The 22594-nt window shown below is 62.7% G+C and carries 21 protein-coding genes; 13 read left to right on the forward strand and 8 right to left on the reverse strand.

The genetic code is table 11. From position 1 onward, the window contains the following. Positions 1–89: 89 nt before the first annotated feature. The 4 genes from U0O11_RS10125 to tdh all read left to right on the forward strand — a co-directional run bounded on the left by U0O11_RS10125 (position 90) and on the right by tdh (position 3986). A complete protein-coding gene (locus U0O11_RS10125; protein ID WP_324689731.1) occupies positions 90–854 on the forward strand; it encodes a Na+/H+ antiporter NhaC family protein in 765 nt (254 codons plus the stop codon). A gap of 3 nt (positions 855–857) precedes the next feature. Further along, positions 858–1601, forward strand: coding sequence for a Na+/H+ antiporter NhaC family protein (locus U0O11_RS10130; protein WP_324689733.1), 744 nt, complete (start codon positions 858–860; stop codon positions 1599–1601). 124 nt (positions 1602–1725) lie between these two features. Further along, positions 1726–2964: a glycine C-acetyltransferase gene (locus U0O11_RS10135; protein ID WP_324689735.1), complete on the forward strand. Its 1239-nt coding sequence runs from the start codon at positions 1726–1728 to the stop codon at positions 2962–2964. Further along, the gene (gene tdh / locus U0O11_RS10140; protein WP_324689738.1) at positions 2961–3986 is read left to right on the forward strand and encodes an L-threonine 3-dehydrogenase; all 1026 of its coding nucleotides are present in this window, start codon (positions 2961–2963) and stop codon (positions 3984–3986) included. Before U0O11_RS10135 ends, tdh begins: the two co-directional genes overlap by 4 nt. A 15-nt stretch (positions 3987–4001) precedes the next feature. Here the strand turns inward: tdh and U0O11_RS10145 are convergent, their stop codons facing one another. Further along, a complete protein-coding gene (locus tag U0O11_RS10145) occupies positions 4002–4943 on the reverse strand; it encodes a LysR substrate-binding domain-containing protein (protein WP_324689740.1) in 942 nt (313 codons plus the stop codon). 131 nt (positions 4944–5074) lie between these two features. Between U0O11_RS10145 and U0O11_RS10150 the strand changes: the two genes are divergently transcribed. The 4 genes from U0O11_RS10150 to U0O11_RS10165 all read left to right on the forward strand — a co-directional run bounded on the left by U0O11_RS10150 (position 5075) and on the right by U0O11_RS10165 (position 7895). Next, positions 5075–5527, forward strand: a complete 453-nt coding sequence (locus tag U0O11_RS10150) for a DoxX family protein (protein WP_131432257.1) — start codon at positions 5075–5077, stop codon at positions 5525–5527. Positions 5528–5588: 61 nt separating this feature from the next. Beyond that, positions 5589–6314 (forward strand): pirin family protein, encoded by a 726-nt coding sequence (locus tag U0O11_RS10155; protein ID WP_324689743.1) that lies wholly within the window; start codon positions 5589–5591, stop codon positions 6312–6314. A gap of 281 nt (positions 6315–6595) precedes the next feature. Then, a complete protein-coding gene (locus U0O11_RS10160; RefSeq protein WP_324689745.1) occupies positions 6596–7036 on the forward strand; it encodes a YkvA family protein in 441 nt (146 codons plus the stop codon). A gap of 175 nt (positions 7037–7211) precedes the next feature. Continuing rightward, positions 7212–7895 carry a hypothetical protein gene (locus U0O11_RS10165; RefSeq protein ID WP_324689747.1) on the forward strand — a complete coding sequence of 228 codons (684 nt, stop codon included), beginning with the start codon at positions 7212–7214 and terminating at the stop codon, positions 7893–7895. A 217-nt stretch (positions 7896–8112) separates the two neighbouring features. Here U0O11_RS10165 and U0O11_RS10170 read toward each other — a convergent pair whose 3' ends face one another. Then, complete coding sequence (locus U0O11_RS10170; protein WP_324689749.1) at positions 8113–9075, reverse strand: DMT family transporter; 963 nt, start codon at positions 9073–9075, stop codon at positions 8113–8115. Positions 9076–9877: 802 nt separating this feature from the next. Here U0O11_RS10170 and U0O11_RS10175 point away from each other — a divergent pair. Together U0O11_RS10175 and U0O11_RS10180 are read left to right on the forward strand one after the other, a co-directional pair. Then, positions 9878–11572 carry an L-lactate permease gene (locus U0O11_RS10175; protein ID WP_324689751.1) on the forward strand — a complete coding sequence of 565 codons (1695 nt, stop codon included), beginning with the start codon at positions 9878–9880 and terminating at the stop codon, positions 11570–11572. 197 nt (positions 11573–11769) lie between these two features. After that, positions 11770–12696: a 2OG-Fe(II) oxygenase gene (locus U0O11_RS10180; protein ID WP_324689752.1), complete on the forward strand. Its 927-nt coding sequence runs from the start codon at positions 11770–11772 to the stop codon at positions 12694–12696. A 94-nt stretch (positions 12697–12790) separates the two neighbouring features. Here the strand turns inward: U0O11_RS10180 and U0O11_RS10185 are convergent, their stop codons facing one another. The 5 genes from U0O11_RS10185 to U0O11_RS10205 all read right to left on the reverse strand — a co-directional run bounded on the left by U0O11_RS10185 (position 12791) and on the right by U0O11_RS10205 (position 17686). Beyond that, positions 12791–13429 (reverse strand): cold shock and DUF1294 domain-containing protein, encoded by a 639-nt coding sequence (locus tag U0O11_RS10185; RefSeq protein ID WP_324689753.1) that lies wholly within the window; start codon positions 13427–13429, stop codon positions 12791–12793. Between the two features lie 26 nt (positions 13430–13455). Further along, the gene (locus tag U0O11_RS10190) at positions 13456–14025 is read right to left on the reverse strand and encodes a DUF2628 domain-containing protein (protein ID WP_324689755.1); all 570 of its coding nucleotides are present in this window, start codon (positions 14023–14025) and stop codon (positions 13456–13458) included. Positions 14026–14291: 266 nt separating this feature from the next. Continuing rightward, the gene (locus U0O11_RS10195; RefSeq protein ID WP_324689757.1) at positions 14292–16445 is read right to left on the reverse strand and encodes a 2Fe-2S iron-sulfur cluster-binding protein; all 2154 of its coding nucleotides are present in this window, start codon (positions 16443–16445) and stop codon (positions 14292–14294) included. 28 nt (positions 16446–16473) lie between these two features. Further along, positions 16474–17115, reverse strand: coding sequence for a glutathione S-transferase family protein (locus U0O11_RS10200; protein WP_324689759.1), 642 nt, complete (start codon positions 17113–17115; stop codon positions 16474–16476). A 94-nt stretch (positions 17116–17209) separates the two neighbouring features. Then, entirely contained in the window at positions 17210–17686 is a 477-nt protein-coding gene (locus tag U0O11_RS10205; protein WP_324689761.1) for a nuclear transport factor 2 family protein, read from the reverse strand. 133 nt (positions 17687–17819) lie between these two features. Here U0O11_RS10205 and U0O11_RS10210 point away from each other — a divergent pair, with 133 nt between their 5' ends. Then, positions 17820–18743 (forward strand): LysR substrate-binding domain-containing protein, encoded by a 924-nt coding sequence (locus U0O11_RS10210; protein WP_324689763.1) that lies wholly within the window; start codon positions 17820–17822, stop codon positions 18741–18743. Here U0O11_RS10210 and U0O11_RS10215 read toward each other — a convergent pair. Next, positions 18723–19712 (reverse strand): LysR family transcriptional regulator, encoded by a 990-nt coding sequence (locus tag U0O11_RS10215; protein WP_324689766.1) that lies wholly within the window; start codon positions 19710–19712, stop codon positions 18723–18725. The two genes, U0O11_RS10210 and U0O11_RS10215, sit on opposite strands and share 21 nt — an antisense overlap. Positions 19713–19840: 128 nt before the next feature. Between U0O11_RS10215 and U0O11_RS10220 the strand changes: the two genes are divergently transcribed. Continuing rightward, positions 19841–20773, forward strand: coding sequence for an NAD(P)-dependent oxidoreductase (locus U0O11_RS10220; RefSeq protein ID WP_324689767.1), 933 nt, complete (start codon positions 19841–19843; stop codon positions 20771–20773). Positions 20774–20776: 3 nt separating this feature from the next. Continuing rightward, positions 20777–22342 (forward strand): aldehyde dehydrogenase family protein, encoded by a 1566-nt coding sequence (locus U0O11_RS10225; protein WP_324689769.1) that lies wholly within the window; start codon positions 20777–20779, stop codon positions 22340–22342. Positions 22343–22594: the final 252 nt, after the last annotated feature.

A 22594-nucleotide genomic window follows, 5' to 3' on the forward strand; every position in this document is an offset into this window, starting at 1 on the left:
CAAGTGCCTTGCCATGCGGAAGATCGTCTTGCCCAGCGCCTGCCTCAAGTCGTCACCCAACAATCACAATGACGTAGACAGGTAATGACATGTCCCCGACTTCCCAGCAGGATCATGGGCAGCAGAACGCTGCTCACCCGCCCAATGACGCCTCACACGCAGCGCCTGACTCCCCTTCGCTGACATTCCGCTTCGGTGCCTGGGGCGCCGCCATCCCGTTGATCTTCTTTGTCGTCTGGGCAATCACGACCAGCGTGCTGGGGCTGTCCTCTGAAATCGGCCTGGTCATGGGGGCACTGTTCGGGCTGACCCTCGGCCTGTTCTTCTGCACCAGTCGCTGGGAGGACTATGCCAACGGGCTGTTCGATGGGCTGACGCAGCCCATCGGGGTGGTCGCCATCGTCGCCTGGTTCTATGCCGGGATGTTCGCTCAGGTTCTGCAGGTCGGGGGACTGGTCGAAGGGCTCGTCTGGCTGGGCGGCATCTCGGACATGACCGGCGGCTGGTTCGTCGGGCTCACCTTCCTGCTCGCAGCCGTGTTCTCGACCGCTGTCGGTACTGGTTACGGCACCACGGTCGCCTTCTGCACGCTGATGTATCCGGCCGGCATCGCGGTGGGCGGTGACCCCACCCTGCTGTTTGCCGCAATTCTGTCCGGTGCCATCTTCGGCGATAACCTGGCCCCGGTGTCGGACACCACCATCGTCTCCGCCACGACCCAGGGCGCGGATGTCCCCGGCGTGGTGAAAAGCCGCTTCAAGTACTCGATTGCGGCAGCCTTGCCGGCGTTGGCGCTGTTCGTGATCTTCGGCGGCAGCGAGCAAGGCGGCATCACCGACCCCGCGGCGGTTTAATCGATGCAGGAGGCCGCCGATCCAGCGGGCCTGATCATGCTGGCGCCCTTTGCACTGGTGCTGATACTGGCACTGCGTGGACAGCACCTGCTGACCTCTCTGACCTGGGGCATCCTGCTCGCCATTCCTGTCATGCTGATCGCCGGCACCGGCAGCCTGCCACAGATCATCGCCTTCGATGCCGAGGCCGATGGCGTCATGACTGGCGCATTGGTTCGCGGCGTCGAAGGTTACGTCAACATGGGCATCCTGATCCTGCTGATCGTCGGTGCCGCCCACCTGATGACCCTCGGCGGCACCATGGAGCATGTCACGCGCCTGCTGATGCGCTGGATCAAGCAATCGATGCGCCGCGCCGAAGTGGCCATCTGGGGCATCGTGGCGCTGCTCAACAGCGCGATCACCATCAATACCGCCGCCGAGATCGCGGCCGCGCCCTTCGTGCGTGCGCTGGGCACCCGCTACCGCATCCATCGCTATCGCCGCGCCAACATGCTGGACGCCGTGACCTCTGCGCTGGGCTACATCTTCCCTTGGGGTGCACCGGTACTGCTGGGCTGGTCGACGATCCAGTCCATGCAGGGCACCTATGATTGGCTGCCCTCCGTCTCGCCGACCGCCGTCTTCCCGTTTGTCTTCCAGGGCTGGTTCCTCGTGGCCATCATGCTGCTGGCCGCCGTCACCAGCTGGGGGCTGACCTTTGAAGACGAGGATGGCAACGAACTCAAGGAGCGTCCGGCCAGCTGAGCGCACGATCCGCACCACACCGCTGACAGACCCCGACTACGCTGAAAGCCTGTGCCATCACGTTTCCCGCAGGCGTTCAGCGTCCATCGGAAGCGAACAGGACCACGACAGACAGGAGCGACGCATGCCAGCCAGTTTCCACGACCACCTCAGCCGTCAGATCAATGAGCTGCATGAAGAAGGTCTCTACAAGCAGGAGCGCGAGATCACCTCGCCCCAGCGTGCCAGCCTGCGGGTCGCGGGCGGTGATGAACACGAGGGGCAAGGGTCGGAGGTGATCAACTTCTGCGCCAACAACTATCTGGGCCTGGCCGATAGCCCCGAGCTGATCGCGGCCGCGCAACAGGCGCTGGAGCGTGACGGCTTCGGCATGGCCTCGGTGCGCTTCATTTGCGGCACTCATCATCAGCATCGCGTGCTGGAAAAACGCCTCGCAGCCTTTCTCGGCATGGACGATGCCATCCTCTATTCCTCGTGTTTCGACGCCAATGGCGGCCTGTTCGAGACACTCTTCGGCCCTGAGGACGCCATCATTTCCGATGCGCTCAATCACGCCTCAATCATCGATGGCGTGCGCCTGTGCAAGGCCAGCCGCTATCGCTATGCCAACAATGACATGCGCGAACTCGAGGCCCGCCTCCAGCAAGCGGATGCCGCCGGTGCACGCTTCAAGCTGATCGCCACCGATGGTGTCTTCTCGATGGATGGCGTGATCGCCAACCTCAAGGGCATCTGCGAGCTCGCCAGACGCTACGACGCGCTGGTGATGGTGGATGACTCCCACGCCACCGGCTTCGTGGGGGCCAACGGGCGTGGCAGCCACGAATACCATGACGTAATGGACCAGATCGACATCATCACCACCACCTTCGGCAAGGCGCTGGGTGGTGCCTCGGGCGGGGTGACGGCCGCGCGCGGGCCTATCGTCGAGTGGCTGCGCCAGCGCTCGCGCCCTTATCTGTTCTCCAACTCGCTGGCACCGCCCATCGTGGCGGCGACCCTCAAGGCGCTGGACAAGGTCGAGGACAGCGCCGAGGCGCGCCATCAACTTTGGGAGAACGTCGAACGCTTCCGTCGTGGCATGCAGGAGGCCGGCTTCACCCTCGCGGGTGCCGGTCACGCCATCATTCCGGTGATGATCGGCGATGCACGCCTGGCGGGCGACTTCGCCAATCGCCTGCTGGAGGCCGGCATCTACGTGATCGGGTTTTCCTATCCGGTGGTGCCCAAGGGACAGGCGCGCATTCGCACCCAGATCTCGGCGGCGCATACTCCGGAGCAGATCGAGACGGCCATTGCCGCCTTCACGCGCATCGGCCGCGAGATGGGCGTGATCGACTCCACGACGGGAGGTGATGCATGAAGGCGCTGGCCAAGCTCAAGCCCGAACCCGGCATCTGGATGACCGAGACGGCCGTGCCGGAAATCGGCCACAACGATGTGCTGATCAAGATCCGCAAGACCGCGATCTGCGGCACGGACATGCACATCTATCAATGGGATGAGTGGTCGCAGGCGACCGTGCCGGTGCCGATGGTCACCGGTCATGAGTATGCGGGGGAGATCGTCGCACTGGGCAGCGAGGTGCGCGGCTACGAGATCGGTGACCGTGTCTCGGGCGAAGGGCACATCACCTGTGGCCATTGCCGCAACTGCCGCGCGGGGCGTCGCCATCTGTGTCGCAATACCGAGGGCGTGGGCGTCAACCGCCCCGGCGCCTTCGCCGAATATCTCGCCCTGCCCGCCTACAACCTCTTCAAGTTACCGGATGAGATCAGCGATGACATGGCAGCCATCTTCGACCCCTTCGGCAATGCCGTGCATACGGCGCTGGCGTTCGATGTGGTCGGCGAAGATGTGTTGATCACCGGCGCCGGGCCCATCGGCATCATGGCGGCAGCGGTCATCCGCCATATCGGGGCTCGCCACGTGGTGATCACCGACGTGAATGACTATCGACTGGCACTGGCCGAGCAGATGGGCGCGACCCGCACCGTCAATGTCAGCCGCGAATCCCTGAAGGAGGTGATGGCGGAGCTCGACATGCATGAGGGCTTCGATGTGGTGCTGGAAATGTCCGGCGTGCCTTCCGCCGTCGAGCAGATGCTCGATGTCATCAATCATGGCGGCAAGATCGCCATGCTGGGCATTCCGCCCGGCGAGATGGCCATCGACTGGACCAAGGTCATCTTCAAGGGGCTGACCATCAAGGGTATCTACGGCCGCGAGATGTTCGAGACCTGGTACAAGATGGCCAGCCTGATCCAGTCAGGGCTGGATCTCTCGCCCATCATCACCCATCGACTGAGCGTCGAAGACTTCCAGCAGGGCTTCGAGATCATGGGCTCCGGTCAGTCGGGCAAGGTGGTGCTCGACTGGGGCTGAGGGCGTCTGCTCGGTTCAGTCTCCACGCAAGTCAGTCGCCGCCTCGCGCGGCAACAGCCCGAAGGCCTCACCCATGCCGGGGGCGGCAAGGCGCTCGAGGAACCATTTGAGCGCCTTGCCCTGACGGCCACTGCGCCAGGCGAGCGAGAGATCGATCGGCGCGCGCGCCGTCTCCAGCTGCAGCAGTGCCAGACTGCCCTCCTCCAGCTGGCGATGGATTCGATGCCGCGGCAGATAGCCGACTCCCAGCCCCTTGCGCTGAACCTCGATCTTCTGCGCCGTGGTCTTGACGATGATCTGGCTGCGGCCATCCAGCAAGCCGGAAGAATGGCCGGGCAGACTGCGCGAACTGTCCGCCACGATCACGGTGGGATACTCCTGCAGCGCCTCGATGGCAATCGGCTGCGCCAGCCGGGTCAGCGGATGATCTGCCGCCACAGCGAAGACCGGTTCTATTGCGCCGAACCGCCGGCACGCAAGACCCGACACCGGTGGCTCGCCGGGCGCGCCGATCACCAGATCACAGCGATTGTCATGCAGCGCATCCCAGGCACCCGCCATCACCTCCTCGCTCAACACCACCCGCGTGCGCGGCTGGATGGCCTGGAATTCCTCCAACAGCGGATAGAGCGCCTCCGGATCAAGAATGGTATCGACGCAGATGCGCAGCTCGACCTCCCAGCCCGCTCCCGCCTGACGCGCCAGCGCCGTCATCTCCTCGGTGGCCAGCAGAATGCGCCGTCCATGCGCCAGCACCAGGTGGCCCGCATCGGTCAGCTCGGCCTTGCGCCGCGAGCGATCGAACAGCGGCACGCCCAGCTCTTCCTCCAGCTTCTGGACCGAATAGGAAATCGCCGAGGGCACGCGATGCAGCGTCTCGGCGGCCGCGGCGAAACTGCCACGCCGCTCGATGGCATCCAGCACGCGCAAGGCGTCGAGTGTGATGGGTGAGACCATGATTCAAAAATTCTGATCATTGAGACCAGAATCCTCCGTTATTTTTTTGATAAGCCCCATTCTATAGTAGCTCCATCGATCAAAGACACTGATCTGAAAAACCTCATATCCTCTGATCAATGGAGCCACACATGTTCAAGTCTGCCCTCTCTCGCCTGATGACCACCGATTCCAGCCTCGCAAGCCTGGTGCTGCGGGTCCCGACCGGCATCATCTTCATGGCCCACGGCTCACAGAAACTGTTCGGCGCCTTCGGCGGCTACGGCCTGGAAGGCACCGGTCAGTGGATGGCCTCCATCGGCATCGAACCCGGCTACCTGATGGCGCTGCTGTCCGGCAGCGGCGAGTTCTTCGGCGGACTGGCGATCCTGATCGGCCTGCTGACACGTCCGGCGGCTGCCGTGCTGGCCTTCACCATGCTGGTCGCCATCCTGACCGTGCATATCGGCAATGGTCTGTTCGCGAGCAACAACGGTTACGAATATGCGCTGGCACTACTGACCATCGCGGCGAGCCTGGTGATCACCGGCGGCGGCAAGCTGTCACTCGACCGTCTGCTGAGCCCGGCCAGGCACGATTCATAAGCCTGCTGAAGGCTGGCTATTCATCACTCAATGCGCGCCCGCACAGTCTCAGGAGGTTGCCATGCTCACGTTACGTCCCGGCAATGCGCGCGGCCATGCCAGGTTCGCCTGGCTGGAGAGCCGCCACAGTTTCTCCTTCGCCAGCTACTACGACCCGGCTCACATGGGCGTCTCCGTGCTGCGCGTGATCAACGATGACCGCGTGGCGCCGGGCGCAGGTTTCGATCCGCACTCGCACAGTGACATGGAAATCATCAGCTATGTGCTGTCAGGCAGCATCGAGCACCGCGACAGCATGGGCTCACGGCACACCCTGGGGGTCGGCGAAGTCCAGCTGATGAGTGCCGGGACGGGCATCGAGCACAGTGAGTACAACGCCTCGTCGCGCGAGCCACTGCGCTTTCTGCAGATCTGGATCACGCCACAGGCCAAGGGGCTGCCGCCGCGCTATCAGCAGCAGCCCTTCGCCGCCCGCGACGGCCTGACCCTGTTGATCGCACCACCGGCGCAAGCCGCGCCTGGGGTGCTGACCATCAATCAGGATGCCCGGATGTATCGCATCGGCCTGCAAGGGGATGACGAGCAGCGCACAGCACTGGAACTGCCGCTGGACACCGAACGCCGCTACTATCTGCACGTGATCGACGGGACCACGCGCTTGAGCACGAGTGATGCGCAAGGTGTCTCGCTGGGCGCAGGCGACGCCGTGACGCTGGATCAGGTATCACGGCTCGCGCTGAGCGAGGCCCACCGGCTGCATGCCCTGCTGTTCGACCTGCCCGCCTGAGCCGTTGATGCTGACCAATTCCTGATGGCCAAAAAAGACGCCGCCTCCTTGCCCGGTCGATACGGGTGAGGAGGCGGCGTCTTTCTGTCTGTCATTGCCAGCACGGAGCGGCTCACAAAGCGCTCCACAGAACGACACACGGAGCGATTCCCGAAGTGACTCACGGAAGGATTCTTTGAACGACGCAACCCGCACAAAGTCACATGGTAGAGTAAGGCCCAAAGCGCAGGATATGAGGCTGGCAGCCATTGCCGACACCTTCAGATGACGGAGACAGCGCCATGACGAATGAGACCATCATCGCCGCCGAGCCGCCTGAGACACTCAGGCTGCCAGCACCGGATGCACTAGCGCAGACGGGCGATGGCAGCCGTCCACACCAGGAGGCCCTCGACGCCCATGCCGAGGACTACTCGGAGGCCGGCTTCTGGCGCAAGGTGAGCGGCGCCGCCAGAAAGGCCGGCAAGCGCGTGCTCAACCCCGCATTTCGCATGTATTTCGCCGCCCAGGACCCCGATACGCCTCTCTGGGCGCGCACCACCATCTATGGGGCGCTGGGCTATTTCATCTCGCCCATCGATGGTCTGCCCGACTTCACACCGCTGCTTGGCTACACCGATGACCTGACGCTGATGGCGGGTGCCGTCGCCATCGTCGCCGCGCATATCAAGCCGGAACATTCCGCGCGCGCGGAGACGACACTCAAGCGCTGGTTCGATTGAGCTGGCGCCTCTTGCGAGTCTTCACATATACAAATGCAACAATATTCAACAAAAGTTAACAATAGTTGAAAGGCGTTGTCTGGCCCGTGTTTAGCCTTGTGACATGCGCATGTTACGGTGAGCGACAACTTCGCCACGCCCGAGAATTCGTCATATGCCCGTCACTCGAATGCCCATGCCATTGATGAAACTCGCTAGCGCGGGCATTGCCCTCATGGTGATGGCCGGCTGTGTGTCGCGCGCGCAGATCGATGTCCCGAAGGTCACGCCGGTGGAGGCGCAGGCCTACCAGCACAAGGTGTTCTATTCCGACGTCTATTACAGTCAGCCACAGGCCAACCTGTTTTCCGGCGCAGCCCAACAGGCCATGCAACCACTGGGCAACACCAAGCTGTCGCGCGCCTGTTCACCAGCAATGACCCACTTCAATCAATTGCTGCGTGAGCAATTGCCCGCGTCTTCGCGCATTACCCATGATGCACGTGCCAGCGACTACCGCCTGCAGGTGGAAATCCAGGCCCATGAGAATCGTGGCCCTGTCTATCTTGATTACCTGATCGCCCAGAACCTGACCAAGAATCTGCTGACCTTCGGTGTCGCCAACGAGGATTTCGATATCATTGCCGATTTCGATGTCCAGTATCGTCTCTACGACAAGAACGAGCAGTTGCTGTTCAGCAAGGATTACGCCGTTCAGGACTCCGTGCCGCACCAGGCAGGCAACTTCGACTTCGGAGATCGCATCTTCCTGCCGGCCCAGAACATGATGAAGAAGTACCTGCTGTTGACGATGAATGACTTCTTCGTCAACGCCAGTCGCCCGAGCCCAGAACTTGCCGCCGTGCTCAGCGATAGCTGACAGCGAGGCAGATCCAGCACGCACTGGCACCACTCGACGTCATACACGTCACAACACGACAACGCCTCGCCAGCCATGCTGACGAGGCGTTGTCGTGCTTCAGGCCCCTTCATCCCTTCGCTATTGCCCTCGAGACTCGCGCATCGTGTACCGCGCGGCATTGCATTCATCACGATCACAAGCAGAGTGAAGGCGCTGGTTCAGAGCTCAAAAGGCTTCATCTATTTGCCTGTTCCGCCTGATTCGACTGCGAATCTTTCGGCCTGGCCTTGCGCAGCCCGAGCGGCATGCGCAGCAGCACATCCGGGCGATTCTGCGCCAGGCTCAGCACCGTGATCGCGAGCAGAATCAGCACCATGCCGCCTACCTGCATGGCACTCAGCCCCTGCCCCAGAATCAATAGGCCGTACAGAGTGGCGGTGATCGGCTCGATCATGGCGACGATGGAGGCGACCGAGGGCAAGCTATGCCGCAGCCCGAAGACATAGCAATAGAAGGACAGGCCACCGCCCACCAGCCCGAACAGGATGAAGACCCACCACTCATCGGCGAAGGGCACCGCAATCGCCTGCCCCATGTCCGTGAACGGCACCATGATCAAGGTGCTCAAGCCCAACGCAATAGCCAGGATGCCCGGCACACTGCCATGCCGCGAAGCGGACTTGAAGGCGAAGATGAACACGGCGTAAGACACGCCCGCCAACAAGCCAAAGACGATACCTGACGTAGTGACAGAAGCAGAACCGGATTGCAGCACACCTGTCAGCAATACGATGCCGATCATCACCACCACGATCGATGCCAACTTGGTCGGCGTCGGCTTCTCGACCCGTGCCAGGAAAGAGGCGATATAGACAAAGATGGGTGCGCTATACATCAGCGTAGCAGCCACCGCGACACTGCTTTCATTGACACTCTTGAAATAGAACATGAAGTTACCAGCGACCCCTAACCCCGCCAGCAATGACCACACCAACAGACCGCGCGTGGAGTCGGCCGGGCGCTTGTGATAGCCCAGTAGAAACATCCAGCCCAACATGCAGATGAATCCTATCAGGGCGCGCCAGATCGAAATGACTTCGGTCTGCCAGCCCCACGACATCAACTGGCTCCCCAGCCCACCGGTAATCCCCCACTGGAAGGCTGCCAGAATGACCAACAACGTGCCCCATTGTGCCATGCGCTCTCCATAGACGTGATTGATTGAGGAAAGACAGCGTATCAAGACACGGCCGGAGCCTGTAAATATACACAGCCGGCTTATTTGTACTTTCTTTTATTTAAATGGTATCCAATTGTTATCCTCAATCAGCCAACGAAAGATAAACTTGAAAACCTGTCGCCAATGCATGACAGACATGACGACTACAAGTGACTTGCCACTGAATCGAGCGCGACTTCTTGAATAATCCAGGGATATATCCTTGCCTGAATAGGTCTCCACTTCGCCCATCATCTCGAGACAATGACGACCACCAGGAAGATGGGATTCACGCAAGCCAGCAAGACGTGAGCCCGCCCTTATGGCGCGCAAGACAATCCCACCCGACCAGCTTCTTGTTCGCCATTCCTCCTTCTATTGGGGCACTTGGGGCACTTGGGGCACTTGGGGCACTTGGGGCACGTGAAGCGCGTGACATGCAGATGTCATTGGCCGGACGCCCTTCCTGTCACGCTCAGGAAGCAGACGCCTCTCACCCGGTAAACTGCCGCCTTTTAGTCTAATAAACTGACCTGCTGCGCGTGATGAGGGGGCTGCGACACCTCACAGAGGCATTGACTATCAATGAGTTGGCGCAAATAAACCACAGAGTCATCACTGGTAATACCAGATGACCTCAAGTAGCAGAAACAAATGGACTCTCTTACCTTGAGCTAGCGTCAGGTGCGACATAACCACGCACCCACCAACAACAAAGTCTTATAAAACGACGTTCGCCACGCAACATGGGGCGCCACGCAACATAGGGAGAGTGCTGCACATGAATCAGTCGCTATTGGCACTATTGGCCTTTGTGCCATTGCTGCTCGCCGGGGTGCTGTTGATCGGCTTTCGCATGGCCGCCCGCCTCGCCATGCCCATCGTCTTCGTGGTCACTGCACTGATCGCCCTGCTGGCCTGGGACATGACCTTCACTCGTGTCCTGGCCTCATCACTCCAAGGGCTGATACTGACGGTCGCGATCCTGTGGATCATCTTCGGCGCCCTGCTGCTGCTCAATACCCTCAAGCATTCCGGTGGCATTGCCGCGATACGCAACGGTTTCTCCGGCATCAGCCCGGACCGCCGCGTACAGGCCATCATCGTCGCCTGGCTGTTCGGCTGCTTCATCGAAGGTGCCTCCGGCTTCGGCACCCCTGCCGCCGTCGCCGCCCCCTTGATGGTGGCGCTGGGCTTCCCGGCATTGGCGGCGGTCGTGGTGGGTATGATGGTGCAATCGACGCCGGTCTCCTTCGGTGCGGTCGGCACGCCGATCGTGGTCGGGGTCTCCGGTGGCCTCGACAAGGCCGGTGTCAGCGAGACACTGGCCGCAAATGGCTCGAGCTGGGAGGCCTACTTCCAGCTGGTGACCTCTGAGGTCGCCATCACCCACGGCATCATCGGGATCTGCATGCCGTTGATCATGGTCGCGGTGATGGTGCGCTTCTTCGGTGCCAATCGCTCCTGGCGTGAAGGGCTGGAAGTCGCCCCCTTCGCGCTGTTCGCCGGTGTCTGCTTCGTGGTGCCTTACGTATTGGCCGGCATGCTGCTGGGGCCGGAATTTCCGTCGATGATCGGCGCCATGGTGGGGCTCGCCATCGTGGTACCCGCGGCGCGCAAGGGCTTTCTGCTGCCCAGCCGGACCTGGGACTTCCCGACCGCTGACAGCTGGCCGGCGGAGTGGATCGGCAAGCTGGACATGACACTTGAGTCCGTCGAGGGCCGCAAGCCGCTCTCGGTCGGCATGGGGTGGCTGCCGTATGTGCTGCTCGCGGTGCTGCTGGTGATGTCGCGCGTCATCGCGCCGATCAAGGAAGCGCTGACCTCATGGAGCTTCGGCTGGAGCGGCATTCTCGGGGAGGCTGACATCTCCGGCAGCCTGCAGCCCTTGTACCTGCCCGGCGGTATTCTGGTGGTCGTGGTACTGCTGACCATCGTGCTGCACCGCATGCGCATGCGAGACGTCAGTGCTGCCGTCAGCGAATCCAGCCGCACCATTCTCGGCGCAGGCTTCGTGCTGCTGTTCACGATTCCGATGGTGCGTATCCTGATCAACTCCGGCGTCAACGAGGCGGACCTGGTGTCGATGCCGGTGGCGATGGCGCAGTTCATCGCCGATAGCGTGGGCGATATCTACCCGCTGTTCGCGCCGAGTGTCGGCGCCCTCGGGGCCTTCATCGCCGGCTCCAACACCGTCTCCAACCTGATGCTGGCCGATTTCCAGTTCAACGTCGCCCAGGCTCTGGGCATCTCCAGCGCCATGATGGTCGCCCTCCAGGCGGTCGGCGCGGCTGCCGGCAACATGATCGCCATCCACAACGTGGTAGCCGCCTCGGCCACCGTCGGCCTCCTGGGTCGCGAAGGCGTCACGCTTCGCAAGACGATCCTGCCGACGCTCTACTACGTGATCTTCGCTGGCATCATCGGCATGATCGCCTTCCACGGCCTGGGTGTAGTCGACGGCTTGATGAGCTGACAACACGCCTCGTATCACTCTGGCAAACGACAGCAGGCCCGCATTGTGTGCGGGCCTGCTGTCGTGTGGAGATCATCAACAGAATATTGAATGTGTTTACTCCAGGGGCCTGTTTATCAACAAGGCACGGCGTAATAAATTGCCCAACATCGCCGAAACGGCAGCCTTATGTCGCAAGTTTCTGGAGCAGACACCCCATGACCCACTCTGTATTGCATTCCACTCGACTACAGCAGGCCCGCGAGCTCGAACTTCCTTCCCGCGAGGCCATGCTGCGGCGCGCCCCCTCCGTCCAGCAATTCTGGGACAGCCATCGTCAGCTGCTGAGTGACGCCTGGCGTGAATGGGAAGCCGTCGAGCAAGACGACCTCGCCATCCTCGACAGTGGACTGATCGACGAGGCGCTGCGCACTGCCGTCAAGCAGGCGTGGGAAAATCCCGAGCGCGAGACGGACGTCAAGGCGCTGATGACAGAAGTCGCCACTGACGTCTATCAGTTCCAGCTCTTCGATGTCGAGCGAATTGCTGATCTGCGCAACATGCTGGAACAGGCATGGGACGCCGGCATTCCGCTGCGCCCGCCCTACGGCATCGTGCTCAATCGACGCGGCGCCATGCTCGACCGTCGCTCAGAGGGCTATCTGGCGGCACCGAGTTTCCAGGCGTTCTATCAGCAGCTGCTGGACACCTACATGCGCCCGATCTCGCGGCTGCTGTTCCCGGAAATCATCGGCTACGACAGCCAGTCCTTCGGCTTCTCGATCCACTATCAGCCCACCACGGACGCCTCGATTCGGCCGCATACCGACGCCTCGTCCGTGACTCTCAACATCAACATGAACCTGCCCGACGAGACCTTCGAGGGCTCTGAACTGGACGTTCTGGACGCCGCGAGCGGCGACGCAGTGCGCTTCTCGTTCACGCCCGGCTCGGCCATGCTGCATCGCGGCAATGTGCCGCATGCCGCGCAGCCGATCACCAGCGGCCAGCGCTCCAACCTGGTGCTGTGGCTGTATGGTGAGCGAGGCCAGATACCGCCAAAGGGCGCGCAACGCCGGGCGATACCGGCCAGAGACCGCTGGGTCGCCTCGAGCGCCGATCAGGATGATTTCGCACCGTTCTGATGGCTATCGCTAGTGAGCAAAAACGACAAAGGGGGCCTTTGATAGGCCCCCTTTGTCGTTGTCATGCGCTCGATAACGCCGCTCAATCATCCGCTCATGACCATCTGATCGTGGCCTCGCCTGCCATGACGGGAAAGCCGAGCAGGTCACGAAGGGTCGCGGCATCCGGCGAGATAGTCAGCCAGCTCACGGCGGCGATATTGAGCAGTACCGCACACCAGAACACGAACCGGTAGCTTGTCTTGCGCGTCTTGTGGCGCAGGCTTTGCTGGGCGATCAGCGCGCCCGGCCAGCCACACAGCAGCTCCATCAGGTGCAAGGTGCTCTCGGCTACGCGCCACTCACCCTGTGTGGCCGCTTGCTTGTCGACTCGATAGGCCAGATACGCCACCAGACTCATGCCCAGATACGCTGCAGGCAACATCCACGGCAGATGCCCTTGCTGCCATCCCGCCCCGAGAACGACCGCGACGACCAACGCCATCAGCCACGCGAACATGACCCCAGCGGACGTACTCGAAGCTCCGGCCCCATTGGTGCGAAAGCGGGTGGCACGTGGGCGGTTGTTGTCATCCATGCCCAACTGATAATGCACCTGCGCGCTGGCCTTGGGTCGCCCGCGCCCCTGGTAGGCGCTGATATGGGCAAAGACATCCTTGCCACCCGACGCCGGGGTGATGAAGCCAAAGCCCTTGTCATCGTTCCAGCGCGTCAATCGTCCTTGAAGGTTCATCGTCTCATCTCTTCCCGGTCCGGCCCTTAGCCGATGAAGGTGCCCGTGGCGTTGCCGCCGCCCTTGCCACTGGAGCCACCATCGCCGTTGTCGTCATCATCTTTTTCATCTCTTTCAACTCTGTCACCCCTGCCATCCTTGCGCTCACGCTCGGTCTCCCGCTCGTCACGCTGATCGCCCCAAGGGTCCTGATCCTGAGAGCGAGCGCCGCCTTGTTCATGATCGCGGATATCGGCAGCAGAGGCCTTTTGCGAATTGGCGTACACGGCGAGCGCATCATCGGGATTGCGCGCCGAGACCTGGGCCTGCTCTTGATAGCCCTGGGTTTCCAGCAGGCTCGCGTACCACAGGTTGCCCTTGAGGCTGATGGTCAAGTTGAGGCCCAGGAACAGGATATTGGAGATCAGCTGCCCTCCCTGCGTCGCCGGAATGAAGACCGAGCTGAGCACGATGAAGCCGAACAGACTGGCCGCCAGCAGCCACATGCGCTTGTAGAGCGCCCAGAACAGGCCGAAGAAGAACGCCGGCCATGACCAGCCGATCTTGACGGCACGCGTCCCGTGCTCGGGATGCGTCAGAATACGAAATGAAGCCATCGTGAAAATCCTTGTCTGTGATGCCGAGCGGGCAACAAGCTGCGACAGGCTCGGATAAATGACACACGCTTCGTACTATACCGCCAGCCACTTGTCAGGACCATGAACTGATCTATCGCTATCTCACTGATTCTCCTCAAGCTTGTCAGCCGCGCCGAGTCATTCATGTCCAGTCATTCGCACCGAGCCATTCACGCCGAGCCATTCACGCCGAGCCATTCACGCCGAGCCATTCACGCCGAGCCATTCACACCCGATGACGCAGCTCAAAGCGTCTGGATGACCAGCGGCTGATCATTGGCCGGATAGGCACAGCACATCAAAACCTGTCCCTGAGCCACGCTGGCCTGTGGCGGCTCGGGATACTTGACCTCACCCTCGAGCAGTCGCAATGCGCAGCTGCCACAGCGCCCGGCACGGCAACTGGACAGGGTATTCACGCCTGACTGCTCGGCCAGCTCAAGCAGACTGCCCTGTACGGGTGTCCACTGTCGTGTGATTCCCGCAGCACTGGCCGATGGCTGCCCGGGTGCCACGCGAGGCGTGAAGGTGACCCGAGTGCGCTCCGGCAAGCTCGCCTGGAAGTCTGACGATAGCGCAACCGAGGTTGCCTCCCCGTCCTCCAGCGAACCACGCCCGAAGAATTCGTGATGCAGTCGCTCCCGCGGTAACCCCAGCGCCAGCAAGGAAGCATATTGCTCGCGCATGAAGCCCTCGGAACCACACAGATAGACATGGCTGGAGGCAAGGTCCGGCAGGCTGCCCGCCAGACTCACCAGCTCCAATCTGCCCACAGATTGATGCCGCCCGGCCACGAGATCCGCCGCACTCGGGCGCGACAAGGCGATATGCAGATGCAGCCACGCATGGGCGCGCGACCAGCGCTCCAGCGTGTCGAGAAATGCCAGCTCACGCCCATTACGCGCAGCATGCAGGAAGACCACTTCGCCGAGCGGCGGATGCCCCGCTTCTGCCTGCTGTATCAAGGCCTCCAGCATGGCGATCATCGGCGTGATGCCGACGCCGGATGACAGCAGCACGCAAGGTGCTGGCAAGTCCTGCAACACGAAATCCCCCGCCGGGGGTGTCGCTTCCAGCACATCGCCCACCGCGAATTCATCATGCAGCAGTCGTGAGGCAAGTCCCTTGGGGTCGCGGCGTACCGAGATGCGATAGGCACTCTGTCCCGCCCGCCAGGCCTGCGAAATGCTGTAGCTACGCATCACCGCGATCTCGCCGCAGGACAAGGGCTTGCGTGGCGTGGAGGCCAGACGCAGGGTCAGAAACTGGCCGGGGTGATAGGCGTCGATTTCCGCCGGTTCGCGCTCCTGCCCCGCTAGCGGCCATGGCGCCAGATAAAAGGAGGTGATCGAGTCACTTTCGCGCACCTTGTCGATGACGCGCAGACGACGCAAGGGTACGGGCGCCTCGTCAGGGGCCGGCCAGTCACCGGTCTGCTCAAGCGACGGCGAGAGTTCGATCAGACGCCCCTGCGCCGGTAAGGCATGCTCGACATGCAGTACCTGCTCCGGCACCACATCCACGATGCGCTCGGCGCCCGCGACCAGCGCTGCCCGCTGGGGGTTCCAGTCGACCCGGGCATGCCCCTTGAGCACCAACGCCTCGCCCGTGATGAAGTCGGGAATCAACAGACTGACGCGGGAATCCAGCTCGATATTGCCCAGGGTGTTGAAGAAGCGATTGCCGGCAAAATCGGGAAACGACAGGCTGCCGTCGGCATTCAGGTGCAGAAAGCCTGGCCTGCCGCCACGATGCGAGACATCCACGCCGTTGGGCGCAGCATCGTCCAGCTCACCTGCGCGGGTCGCGATGAAGAAGGTGTCCGCCTGGGCCAGCAAGGCGCGCGCCTCTTCATCGCTCCATGTCGCCTCGTCATTGAGTGCCACCTCGCGGCTGACCAGCGCTTTCGCCTGCTCGGCAGCCCAGTCGATCTCACGTTGCTGGATGTATTGCGGACAGTTGCCGAAGCTCTGATCGACCCCGATCCGCAGCCCATCGGGCGCCATGCCCGCCACCGCTTCAGGGGCAAGCAGGGTGCCATTCAGGCGATTGCGCCGCCGACTGGCCAGATCCAGCCCCAGCACGCCGACCCTGGTACCGGGAGTGAAATCCAGCCCCAGCAATTCCCCCAGCGCCGGTCGTGCATGCACCTGCAGCTCAGCGGGCGTGGCATTGCAAAGCTGCCCGGGCGGCGCAAGGCTCACCACCGCCCACGGCCAGCCGTCGCTGTCAGGCACGCCCATGAACAGCACCGGCAGACTCGCGAAGAACGCGACATGCTGCTCAGGCATCCGGTCGCGCACGTAGGGGGCGACCTGCTCGAGATAATGCTCCGGCACGCCTGCGCGTGCCTGGACACGTCGCTCACCTGCATGAAATACCTGCCGATGCTCATTCATGGACAAACCCTCAGAATGACGGTGGGGCTCAGGCCAGTACCGGGCTCGTCGCCATGCCCACGAAGCCCGCCTCGGCTTCGATACGCGCAAGCCAGCCACGAATGGCGGGATAAGGGCTCAGGCTGACACCCCCCTCCGGGGCATGCGCGATGTAGCTGTAACCCGCGATGTCGGCCAACGTCAGGCGCTCCTCCACCAGGTATTGCCGCTGATCCAGATGGGACTCCATGACGACGAACAGGGCATGCGCGCGGGCGATGGCCTGCTCGTGGTCAAAGGGGGCACCGAAGACGGTCACCAGACGTGCCGTGCAGGGGCCAGCGGCAATCTCGCCGGCCGCGACCGAGAGCCAGCGTTGCACTTGGGCCGCTGCCAGGGCGTCGCTGGGCATGAAGCGTCGTTCGCCGTCATAGCGCTGGGCCAGATAGACGAGGATGGCGTTGGAATCACTCAGGAAGACGCCATTGTCCTCGATGGCCGGCACCTGCCCGAACGGACTGATCCTGAGAAAGTCGGGCGCCTTGTGCGCGCCGTTAGCCATGTCGAGGTCCACCGTCTCATAGGGGATGTCCAACAGCGCCAGCATCAGCTCGACGCGGTGACAGTGGCCGGACTTCGGATTGCGGAACAGACGGATGGGCGCTGACGCGGCAGCAAGGCGTGGGTTCATGATTCACCTGACAATGTGAGGAAAAAGCAAAGAGGAAAGAGCCGAGAGCGGCAAAGCGCAGTGCGCTGCAGGAAACGTGGCTGGCGATGACGACTCAGAAGCCGAAATCGCTCAACCCGGGGTGGTCATCCGGTCGGCGCCCCAATGGCCAATGGAACTTGCGCTCGCTCTGCGCGATGGGGTGCTCATTGATGCTGGCGTGGCGATGGGTCATCAGGCCCTGCTCATCAAACTGCCAGTTCTCATTGCCGTAGGCGCGAAACCACTGGCCGCTGTCATTGCGATATTCATAGGCGTAACGCACGGCGATCCGATTCCCTGCGCTGGCCCACAGCTCCTTGATCAGGCGATAGTCGAGCTCGCTTGCCCACTTGCGGGTCAGGAAGGCCACCACCTCATCACGGCCGGTCACGAATTCGGCGCGATTGCGCCAACGGGTGTCCGGCGAATACGCCAGCGCTACCTTTTCGGGATCACGGCTGTTCCAGCCATCTTCGGCAAGACGCACCTTGTGTGTCGCAGTGTCTGGCGTGAACGGTGGCAAGGGATGGCGGGGCAGATTGGCTGACATGAAAGAGGCTCCAGCGGTTGGGGTGATCAAACACATCCCCACACTACTCTCCTCATCTGGCTGATAGAATCCTCAGCAGACACAATTGATCATTCCAGATAATGACAATAATCGACGCCATGAGGAGCCATAGATGGACCGACTGCAGACACTTGAGGTCTTCGTGGCCGTGGCGGATGCCGAAAGCTTCGCGGCAGGCAGCCGGGCGCTGGGCATGAGCGCCCCCTCGGTGACACGCGGAATCAATGCCCTGGAAGCCCGCCTGGGCGCACGTCTGTTCACGCGCACCACACGTCGCGTGCGCCTGACCGAGATCGGTGAGCGGTATCTGGCGGATGCACGGCGCATCCTGGCGGAGCTCCAGGCAGCGGAGGATGGTGTCAGCGGCGCCGCGACACGCCCCACTGGCGTATTGCGCATCACCTGTCCCACCGAATTCGGCCGTCTCCATGTGATGCCACTGCTGATGGAATACCTCGAACGCTACCCCGAGATGCGCGCCGAGGTGGTCATGGTGGACCGCGTGGTCAACATGATCGAGGAAGGCTTCGATATCGCCGTGCGTATCGGTTCCCTGCCGTCCTCGGGGCTTTCGGCACTGAGAGTCGGCAGCGTACGGCGCGTGGTGTGTGGCTCACCGAGCTATTTCGCCCGCGAGGGCACGCCGGACTCGCTGGAGGCCTTGGCCGGACTGCGCATCGTTGCCTCGAGCAACATGAATGCCAGCAAGGAGTGGCGCTTCGGCCACGCAGGAGAACACACCATACGAGTGAGCCCCCGGCTAACGATGAGCAGCATTGCCGCCTGCATCGAGGCGGCCCGCAGTGGTTGGGGCATCACCCGTGTGCTGTCCTATCAGGTCGGCGAGGATCTCGCCGCGGGTCGCCTGCAGGCCGTACTGGAGGAGCTGGAGCCACCGCCGCTGCCGATCCACCTGTTGCACAGCGAGGGGCGCGGCGCGGTGGCCAAGGTACGCACCTTTCTGGATTTTGCCGCCGAACGCCTGCGCGCCAATTCTGTACTGAATCCCTCACCGTCAGCGCGATTGACCGACTGAGCCCCCCTCCGACGGGCTGAAGGCCGTCATGTCCTGTTGCAACAGGCTCGACAGCCGACTGGCGCCATCGCTCAACTGACGGCCCAGTCGGCTGATCAACTGCACATGCGGCGTGACGAACTGGGCTTCCTGCAGCGGGATTCGACACAGCCGGCCGGCGGCGACTTCCTCGGAGACCACGAATTCCGGCAGCAGGGTCACGCCGCCATGCAGCGCGAATTGCTTGAGCATGGCGAGGGCGTTGCAGGTCAGGGTCGGGCTCAGCATCACTCCGGCCTGATGTTCGGCCTGGGCCACGATCTGGCGGATGCCGAATGACACCTCCGGCAGGGCCAGGGAGTGACTGGCCAGCGCCGCCAGCGACAGTGGCTCGGCCTTGCCTGCCGCCCGGCTTGAGCCTTCCTGAGCCCCGAACTGTTGAGCCCTGAACTGTCGAACCAAGACATGCTGCGGATTGACCACCGCACACACCGGCTGCGGCCGCGAGACGTGCGTGCGAATCTTCGGATCGCGAGTCGGGTGAAACACCAGCCCCAGATGCGCCTCGTCCTCGACCACCTGCCGGATCACTTCATTGGTCCCGCACAGATTCACCTTGAGCTCGATACCCGGATAGCACGCGGAGAAACGACTCAATGGCCCCGCCAGCCCCTCGATGAACCCCTCACCGATCGCCAGCACCAGCGAGCCACTCTGCAGCCCCTTCAATGACTGCAACGACTCGAGCAGAACCTCCTGCTGGGCCAGACGCTGCCGGTAATACTCCAGCACCCGTTCCCCCGCCTCCGTCGGCTTGACCCCGCGACGATGGCGCTCAAGCAGCGGCATGCCCAGCTCATGCTCCAGCTGGGTGATCTGTCGACTGACCGCGGAAGGCGCCACATTCAGGAAATCCGCCGCCGCACGCACGCTACCGAGTCTGGCAGCCTCATGGAAATGACTGATACGTCGATCCTGCACCAGACTCATCACGCCCCCAGCATTGCCTTGAAGGCAACATTAAAGTGAGTTCGGGATTATTGCTGGAACACAGAAGCGCTGTCCATACTCGAGTCACCGGGTAGTACTCCCCCTTTCACCACGACAGGAACGCCACAATGACAACAACCGTCGGTGTCATCGGATTGGGCAACATGGGCGGCGGCATGGCCGCGACTCTCGCCCGTCATGACTTCCCCGTCCTCGGGTTCGATCTCTCTCAGGCTGCGCGTGACAAGGCGGCTACGGCAGGCGTCACGCCAGTCAACTCCCTCACCGACCTGCTCGCGAAGAGCGATGTGGTGATCCTCTCGCTGCCCAAGGCCGAGCATGTCGAACGCCTGTGTCTGGGCGGCGAAGATGCGCCAGTCAGCGATGCAGCAGACGACCACCAGGCCGAAAGCCTGCTGGCCCTGGCCAGGCCGGGGCTGATCGTGATCGACACCACCACCTCGACTCCCGAGACCAGCCGCAAGGTGGCGGCGGCGCTGGCGACGTGTGGTATCGACTTCATCGACGCCCCGGTGTCCGGCGGCCCCAAGGGCGCCGCGAGCGGCAGCATGTCGATGGTGATCGGCGCCGAGGATGAGGTGCTGGCACGCGCCATGCCGGTGCTTGAGGCCATGAGCGGCAGCCGAGTGCATGTCGGTCGCTGTGGAGCGGGCAATGTGGCCAAGATCGCCAACAATATGCTGGCTGCCTGCCACCTGATCAGCACGGCGGAAGCCGTTGCCATGGCCGCCAGAGCGGGCGTCTCCCCCGAGAAGTTGCTGGAAGGCGTGAATGCGGGATCCGGGCGCAGTGGCGCGAGCCAGGTGATGTTCCCCAACTGGGTGATCAACAAGTCCTACGATTCCGGCTTCACCATGGGCCTGATGCGCAAGGATGTCGGGCTGGCCAGTGAGCTGGCGCAACAGCTCGGGATGGAACTGCCCCTCGCCAACGCCGTCGCTCAGCTATGGAACGAGAGCCGCGCGACGCTGGATGACAGCGAGGATTTCTGCGCCATCGTGCAACGCACTGACCCGACTCTCTTCGGCCACGGAGCATAAGCCATGCTGACCCACGACATGACCCCGGCATTCTCAACGACTCAGCGTATCGCCGAACTGATGCAGGCGTTTCAGGACAGCAGCCAATCTCATGACGACGATCTTGTCGTCAGCAGCCTGATCGGTGGCGAGTTCATCAAAGGTAGCGGTGAGAGCATCGAGGTGCGCAACGCCCAGGATGACAGCCTGATGCTGTCCTTCCCGGATGCCGACATCTCTCAGGTAGCGCTTGCCAATGCCGCCAGCCGCGAGGCCCAGCAGCAATGGGCCGCCCTGACCGCCCAGGCCCGCGGGCGCGCCATCTACCGCATAGGCAGCCTGGTCCGAGAACAGGCCGACACCCTGGCCGAACTGGAGGCGCTGACTGCCAACAAGCCGATTCGCGATGCGCGGGTCGAGGTGGCCAAGGTCGCCGAGATGTTCGAGTACTACGCGGGCTGGGCCGACAAGCTGCATGGCGAGGTGATTCCTGTCCCGACCTCGCACCTCAACTACGTCACCTACGAGCCGCTGGGCACCGTGCTGCAGATCACGCCATGGAATGCCCCCATCTTCACCGCCGGCTGGCAGATCGCCCCGGCCATCACCGCCGGCAATGCGGTGATTCTCAAACCCTCGGAGCTGACGGCGCTGTCCTCGCTGGCGCTGGGCGTGTTGATCGAGCGCGCCGGTGTGCCGCGCGGGCTGGTCAATGTCATCGCCGGCTACGGCCATAGCATCGGCCAGGCGCTGATCGCCGAGGGCGACATTCGCAAGGTGGTATTCGTCGGCTCACCCGCCACCGGCCGCCACATCGCCACCGCCGCGGCGCAGCGCTGCATCCCCTGCGTGCTGGAGCTGGGCGGCAAGTCCGCCAACATCGTGTTCGAGGATGCCGATCTCGAGGTGGCCCTGCGCGGCGCCCAGGCGGCCATCTTCTCCGGCGCCGGTCAGAGCTGCGTATCCGGCTCGCGCCTGCTGGTGCAGGCCTCGATCTTCGACAAGTTCACCACTGCGCTGGCCGAGGCCGCCACGCAATTCACCCTCGGTGACCCGCAGGACCCGGCGACCCAGATCGGCCCGATCAACAACGCGAAGCAATACCAGCATGTGACGTCGATGCTTGCCGGCGCCATCGAGGACGGCGCGCGTCTCGCCGATGGCTCAGCAGAGCCCATTCCAGACACCGGCGGCTATCATGTCGCGCCGACGGTACTGCTGGGTGACAACGCCATGGCCTGCGCGCAGGAAGAGATCTTCGGCCCGGTCGTGGTCGCCATTCCCTTCGAGGAGGAAGCCGACGCCATCCGCATCGCCAACGACAGTCGCTTCGGGCTGGCCGGTGCCGTCTGGACGCGCGACGTCGGTCGCGCCCACCGCGTGGCACGTCAGGTGCGTGCCGGCACCTTCTGGGTCAATGGCTACAAGACCATTCACGTCAGCTCGCCCTTCGGCGGCTACGGTGAAAGCGGCTATGGCCGCTCCTCAGGGCTGGATGCGCTGCGCGAATACAGCGAAGTGAAGAGCGTGTGGGTCGAGACGGCAGCCGAGCCCGCCGCCAGCTTCGGCTATGGGGCAAGTCTGGAGTAGCCAGATGTGATCGTGTGCCTGTCAGCAGGGCAGCACTCAAGACAAGCAGTGGTTAACGGGATGCATGGCCTTGAAATGCCATGCATCCTTGCTCCCTCCCCGCATGACGCCGCAAGGCGCCGTGGATTTCCCTCCACGGCGCCTTGCGGCGTTTGACGGCATGCGCCAGCATCGACTTCCGACTTCTGATTTCCTGCGTCGCGGCCAGCGGCAAGCAGTACTCCCGTGACAAGCAGCACTCCCGTGACAAGC

The sequence above is a fragment of the Cobetia sp. D5 genome (assembly GCF_035666195.1).
Lineage (GTDB): Bacteria > Pseudomonadota > Gammaproteobacteria > Pseudomonadales > Halomonadaceae > Cobetia > Cobetia amphilecti.

What these genes read in the sequence shown, in the direction of transcription:
- U0O11_RS10145 (WP_324689740.1), bottom strand. Translation starts at nt 4,943, where the DNA reads ATGGTCTCACCCATCACACTCGACGCCTTGCGCGTGCTGGATGCCATC.
- U0O11_RS10185 (WP_324689753.1), bottom strand. Translation starts at nt 13,429, where the DNA reads ATGAACCTTCAAGGACGATTGACGCGCTGGAACGATGACAAGGGCTTT.
- U0O11_RS10130 (WP_324689733.1), top strand. Translation starts at nt 858, where the DNA reads ATGCAGGAGGCCGCCGATCCAGCGGGCCTGATCATGCTGGCGCCCTTT.
- U0O11_RS10210 (WP_324689763.1), top strand. Translation starts at nt 17,820, where the DNA reads ATGGACCGACTGCAGACACTTGAGGTCTTCGTGGCCGTGGCGGATGCC.
- U0O11_RS10215 (WP_324689766.1), bottom strand. Translation starts at nt 19,712, where the DNA reads ATGAGTCTGGTGCAGGATCGACGTATCAGTCATTTCCATGAGGCTGCC.
- U0O11_RS10150 (WP_131432257.1), top strand. Translation starts at nt 5,075, where the DNA reads ATGTTCAAGTCTGCCCTCTCTCGCCTGATGACCACCGATTCCAGCCTC.
- U0O11_RS10225 (WP_324689769.1), top strand. Translation starts at nt 20,777, where the DNA reads ATGCTGACCCACGACATGACCCCGGCATTCTCAACGACTCAGCGTATC.
- U0O11_RS10190 (WP_324689755.1), bottom strand. Translation starts at nt 14,025, where the DNA reads ATGGCTTCATTTCGTATTCTGACGCATCCCGAGCACGGGACGCGTGCC.
- U0O11_RS10165 (WP_324689747.1), top strand. Translation starts at nt 7,212, where the DNA reads ATGCCATTGATGAAACTCGCTAGCGCGGGCATTGCCCTCATGGTGATG.
- U0O11_RS10135 (WP_324689735.1), top strand. Translation starts at nt 1,726, where the DNA reads ATGCCAGCCAGTTTCCACGACCACCTCAGCCGTCAGATCAATGAGCTG.
- U0O11_RS10220 (WP_324689767.1), top strand. Translation starts at nt 19,841, where the DNA reads ATGACAACAACCGTCGGTGTCATCGGATTGGGCAACATGGGCGGCGGC.
- U0O11_RS10125 (WP_324689731.1), top strand. Translation starts at nt 90, where the DNA reads ATGTCCCCGACTTCCCAGCAGGATCATGGGCAGCAGAACGCTGCTCAC.
- U0O11_RS10160 (WP_324689745.1), top strand. Translation starts at nt 6,596, where the DNA reads ATGACGAATGAGACCATCATCGCCGCCGAGCCGCCTGAGACACTCAGG.
- U0O11_RS10170 (WP_324689749.1), bottom strand. Translation starts at nt 9,075, where the DNA reads ATGGCACAATGGGGCACGTTGTTGGTCATTCTGGCAGCCTTCCAGTGG.
- U0O11_RS10155 (WP_324689743.1), top strand. Translation starts at nt 5,589, where the DNA reads ATGCTCACGTTACGTCCCGGCAATGCGCGCGGCCATGCCAGGTTCGCC.
- U0O11_RS10195 (WP_324689757.1), bottom strand. Translation starts at nt 16,445, where the DNA reads ATGAATGAGCATCGGCAGGTATTTCATGCAGGTGAGCGACGTGTCCAG.
- tdh (WP_324689738.1), top strand. Translation starts at nt 2,961, where the DNA reads ATGAAGGCGCTGGCCAAGCTCAAGCCCGAACCCGGCATCTGGATGACC.
- U0O11_RS10205 (WP_324689761.1), bottom strand. Translation starts at nt 17,686, where the DNA reads ATGTCAGCCAATCTGCCCCGCCATCCCTTGCCACCGTTCACGCCAGAC.
- U0O11_RS10180 (WP_324689752.1), top strand. Translation starts at nt 11,770, where the DNA reads ATGACCCACTCTGTATTGCATTCCACTCGACTACAGCAGGCCCGCGAG.
- U0O11_RS10200 (WP_324689759.1), bottom strand. Translation starts at nt 17,115, where the DNA reads ATGAACCCACGCCTTGCTGCCGCGTCAGCGCCCATCCGTCTGTTCCGC.
- U0O11_RS10175 (WP_324689751.1), top strand. Translation starts at nt 9,878, where the DNA reads ATGAATCAGTCGCTATTGGCACTATTGGCCTTTGTGCCATTGCTGCTC.